Here is a 4,222-nt window from a genome sequence, read left to right on the forward strand (position 1 = left end):
GGCCAGCGCACGGGTGCTCGGCGAATGGACTCCCGGTGCCGACGCGCCGGCGGGGCGAGTCAGCATCAGCAGGATCGATGCCGAGGATGGTGAAGAAGGCTTCGACGGTCGAGTCCACACCACAGACGTCGAGGAGAGCCCGATCATCGACGTCCCCGCCGAACCCCACCCGCCGGAGGTCGAGCGGGTGGCGCCGGTGGACGAGGCGGGCGGTGCCCACCGCAGATTCTCCGAGCAAGCCGGGGGGAACGCGCATCGAGCCGACGAGAGCGCGGGGCGTCGCCGGGAGCCGCCACCGCCGCCTGTGCCGCCACCGCCGCCTGTGCCGCCGCCGCCACCGGCACCGCCGCCACCGGCACCGGCACCGCCGAAACCAGAGAGCGCCCCTCCGGCGGCCCACCCCGAGCCCCTCTATCCATGGCTGCCCCCGCAGCGTCCCGGGGCGCAACCGATTGACCCAGACCCGGCTGCTCCGGCAGCCGCCCACTGGCAGCCGGCTCCCGCGGAGGGGCAGTGGATTCCGTCGGGCGCACCGGGCAGTCGCTGGGCGCCGACGGCTGAGGACGGCGGCATCCACGATGAAGACAGCGGCAGCCAGGATGAATACGTGGGCAGGAGACGGGCCCCCGACGCTCAGCCGCCCGAGTCCGCCGCTGGACCAGCGCGCGGTCGGCACTATGGCGTAGCCGGGGAAGGTCGGCAAGCTGCTCCCAGGCATCGGGACGCCGGGGATTTGGCCGCGCCGACCCCTGCGCCGCCGGCCGCCGAGCAGGACGGGCCCGAGCACGCCGACGGCGGCGCCCACACCGGTGGTCCTTCGGTCGCCGAGTTGATGGCGCGGCTGCAGGCGACGCAATCGGGAGGCGGGCGACGCAGGCGTCGTGAGGATTGAGCTAATCTCGTAGTGACCGTCCGGTACCCGCGCCGCGGGACTGGAACGAACCCATGAGATCTTCGAGGTTGTCTGCGATGCTGCAGTCCCCCGCCGGCGAGAATGTCCCACCCGACGGACTTCGTCCTGCCCGGCTCACGATCGGCGTCATTTCCGCTGGTCGGGTGGGTTCAGCCCTCGGCTTCGCGCTGGAACGGGCCGAACACGTCGTCGTCGGCTGTAGTGGGCTGTCGACGGCATCGCGGCGTCGGGCCGAACGGTGGCTTCCCGATACTCCTGTGCTACCGGTCGACGAGGTGGCGGGGCGCGCCGAGCTCCTGTTGCTGGCCGTACCCGATGCCGAGCTTCCCTCGCTGGTGGCGGGCCTGGCGGCGACCGAAGCGGTGCGGGCAAACACCATCGTCGTGCATACCTCGGGAGCGAGTGGGATCGGCGTGCTGGCGCCGCTGGCCGAACAGGGGTGCATCGTGCTGGCGATCCACCCGGCGATGACTTTCGCCGGCTCGGACGAGGACATTGACCGGCTGCGCGGGACCTGTTTCGGCATCACCGCCGCCGACGAGATCGGGTATGCCATCGCGGCGTCGCTGGTGCTGGAAATCGGCGGCGAACCGTTCCGGGTCCGTGAGGACGCTCGGACCCTCTACCACGCCGCATTGGCACACTCCAGCAACCACGTCGTCACTGTCCTCCTCGACGCGGTCGACGCATTGCGCACTGCGCTGCAGGGCCAGGAGTTGCTGGGGCAGGAGCCCGTCGGCGACCGGCCCGGGGGGATCGCCGAGAGGATCATCGGTCCGCTGGCCCACGCGTCGCTGGAGAACGCTTTGCAGCGCGGCCAGGCTGCCCTCACTGGTCCGGTCGCGCGCGGCGATGCCGTCGCGGTCGGCAGCCACCTCCAGGCGCTCAATGAAGTGAATCCCGACCTCGAGCACGCCTATCGCGCCATTTCATGGCGCACTGCCCAACGCGCGCACGCTCCCGATGCGGTGTTCGAGGCATTGGCGGAAGCGGGGCAGGCATGAACACCGGGAACACTGCGAGCATCCCGAAGTTCGTCCCGGGAGAGCTCAATGTTTATGCGCGTCCGCGCGAAGTCTCGGCAGTGAGCCAGGCGTTGCGCGCTACCGGGCGCAGGATCATGCTGGTGCCGACCATGGGCGCCCTGCACGAGGGGCATCTGACGCTGATCCGGGCCGCCAAGCGGGTGCCGGGCGCCGTCGTTGTGGTGTCAATCTTCATCAACCCGCTGCAGTTCGGCGCGGGGGAGGACCTCGACGCGTACCCGCGCACACTCGAGGGCGATCTCGCCGCTCTGCGCGCCGAGGGCGTCGAGATCGCCTTCACCCCTACGGCCGACGACATGTACCCGGAGGGTGCTCGCACCACGGTGGTGCCCGGGCCGCTCGGTGCCGAGCTCGAGGGTGTTTCGCGGCCGACGCATTTCGCCGGTGTCCTCACCGTGGTGCTCAAGCTGTTCAACGCCGTGCATCCGGACCGGGCATTCTTCGGAGAGAAGGACTATCAGCAGTTGATCCTGATCCGCCAGATGGTCACGGACCTCAACCTGAGCATTCAGGTGGTGGGGGTGCCTATCGTGCGGGAGCCCGACGGACTGGCCAAGTCCTCACGGAACCGCTATCTCGACCCCGTTCAGCGCAAGCAGGCGGGCGTGTTGTCCGCGGCGCTGCTCGCGGGGGCCCATGGCGCGTCGAAGGGAACGGCATCCTCACTGGAAGCCGCCATCGCGGCGCTCGACGCGGTACCCGCCTTGGAGGTCGAGTATCTGGAGGTGCGCGACCCGATGCTGAGGCCGGCTACCGGTAAGGGAGCCGGGCGGCTGCTGGTCGCGGCCAGGCTGGGGCGTACCCGCCTCATCGACAACATCGCGGTCGACCTCGGCACTGAAAGCGGTATCAACGGCCATCCACAGGTCCCATCCGGCGAGAGCCATGAATCACCTTGGAGTAAATGATGTTACGAACGATGCTGAAGTCGAAGATCCACCGCGCCACGGTGACCCAGGCCGATCTGCACTACGTCGGATCGGTGACTGTGGACGCGGATCTGATGGACTCGGCCGACCTTCTCGAAGGCGAGCAGGTGACCATCGTCGACATCGACAACGGCGCGCGTTTGGTGACCTACGTCATAACGGGTCAGCGTGGCAGCGGCGTGATCGGTATCAACGGTGCTGCAGCACATTTGATACATCCTGGCGACCTGGTGATCCTGATCGCGTACGGGACGATGGAGGACGCGGAGGCGAAAAGCTATCGGCCGCGGGTGGTTTTCGTCGACGCGGACAACAGGCAGATCGACCTGGGTGCCGATCCGGCGCATGTGCCGGCGGACGCGTCTTGGCTGATATCGCCGAGGTGATGGCGTGCTACTCGCGATAGATGTCCGTAACACGCACACGGTCGTCGGCTTGACTTCAGGCACCGGCGATCACGCCAAGGTCGTTCAACACTGGCGGATTCGTACCGAATCCGACGTGACCGCAGACGAACTGGCGCTCACAATCGACGGGCTGATCGGCGATGATACCGAGCGACTCTCCGGTGCGGCCGGTTTGTCGACGGTGCCTTCGGTGTTGCGCGAGGTTCGTCTGATGCTCGACCAGTACTGGCCGTCGGTTCCCCATGTGCTGATCGAGCCCGGGGTGCGCACGGGAATACCGCTTCTCGTTGACAACCCGAAAGAGGTCGGTGCCGACCGGATCGTCAATTGTCTTGCGGCCTTTCACAAGTACCAGTCACCGGCGATCGTCGTGGACTTCGGATCGGCGATCTGCGTGGACGTGGTATCGGCGAAGGGCGAGTTTCTGGGCGGTGCCATCGCTCCCGGGATACAGGTGTCATCGGATGCGGCGGCCGCCCATTCGGCGGCGCTGCGACGCGTCGAGTTGACCAGGCCCCGATCGGTGGTAGGCAAGAACACCGTTGAATGCATGCAGGCGGGCGCGGTTTTCGGGTTCGCAGGCCTGGTAGACGGCTTGGTGAAGCGGGTGCGTGAGGACGTCGAGGGGTTCGGCGGCGACGATGTGACGGTGGTCGCGACGGGACACAGTGCGCCGCTGGTTCTGCCCGACGTGCAGAGCATCGAGCACTACGACCGGCATCTGACCCTGGACGGTCTGCGCCTGGTGTTCGAACGCAATCGGGACGCTCAGCGGGGCAAGTTGCGGCAGGCCCGCTGAGCAGGGTGATCGGCGCAGGGTGATCGGCACTGCCACCTGTTCATTAAGCTGGCACGTCGTGACACCCCCCGATTCCCGCCCCGCTTCCGACGAGACCCGTGACGATTCCGACGAGGACGTTCCCGAAC

General features: G+C 67.8%; 4 protein-coding genes and 1 pseudogene. All 5 read left to right on the top strand.

Annotated elements, in window-relative coordinates:
- A pseudogene (locus tag ACPGXI_RS17650) lies at positions 1 to 892 on the top strand (DUF6779 domain-containing protein); the annotation flags it as partial.
- Between the two features lie 77 nt (positions 893 to 969).
- Positions 970 to 1,917 (top strand): Rossmann-like and DUF2520 domain-containing protein, encoded by a 948-nt coding sequence (locus ACPGXI_RS17655; protein ID WP_526655276.1) that lies wholly within the window; start codon positions 970 to 972, stop codon positions 1,915 to 1,917.
- The gene (gene panC, locus ACPGXI_RS17660; RefSeq protein WP_526655278.1) at positions 1,914 to 2,867 is read left to right on the top strand and encodes a pantoate--beta-alanine ligase; all 954 of its coding nucleotides are present in this window, start codon (positions 1,914 to 1,916) and stop codon (positions 2,865 to 2,867) included. The genes ACPGXI_RS17655 and panC overlap by 4 nt, the downstream gene beginning before the upstream one ends.
- Positions 2,867 to 3,274 (top strand): aspartate 1-decarboxylase, encoded by a 408-nt coding sequence (gene panD / locus ACPGXI_RS17665; RefSeq protein WP_526655282.1) that lies wholly within the window; start codon positions 2,867 to 2,869, stop codon positions 3,272 to 3,274. Before panC ends, panD begins: the two co-directional genes overlap by 1 nt.
- Positions 3,275 to 3,278: 4 nt before the next feature.
- Positions 3,279 to 4,094, top strand: coding sequence for a type III pantothenate kinase (locus ACPGXI_RS17670; RefSeq protein WP_526655280.1), 816 nt, complete (start codon positions 3,279 to 3,281; stop codon positions 4,092 to 4,094).
- Positions 4,095 to 4,222 lie beyond the last annotated feature (128 nt).

It is taken from the genome of Mycobacterium sp. (assembly GCF_049608025.1).
Taxonomy (GTDB): domain Bacteria; phylum Actinomycetota; class Actinomycetes; order Mycobacteriales; family Mycobacteriaceae; genus Mycobacterium.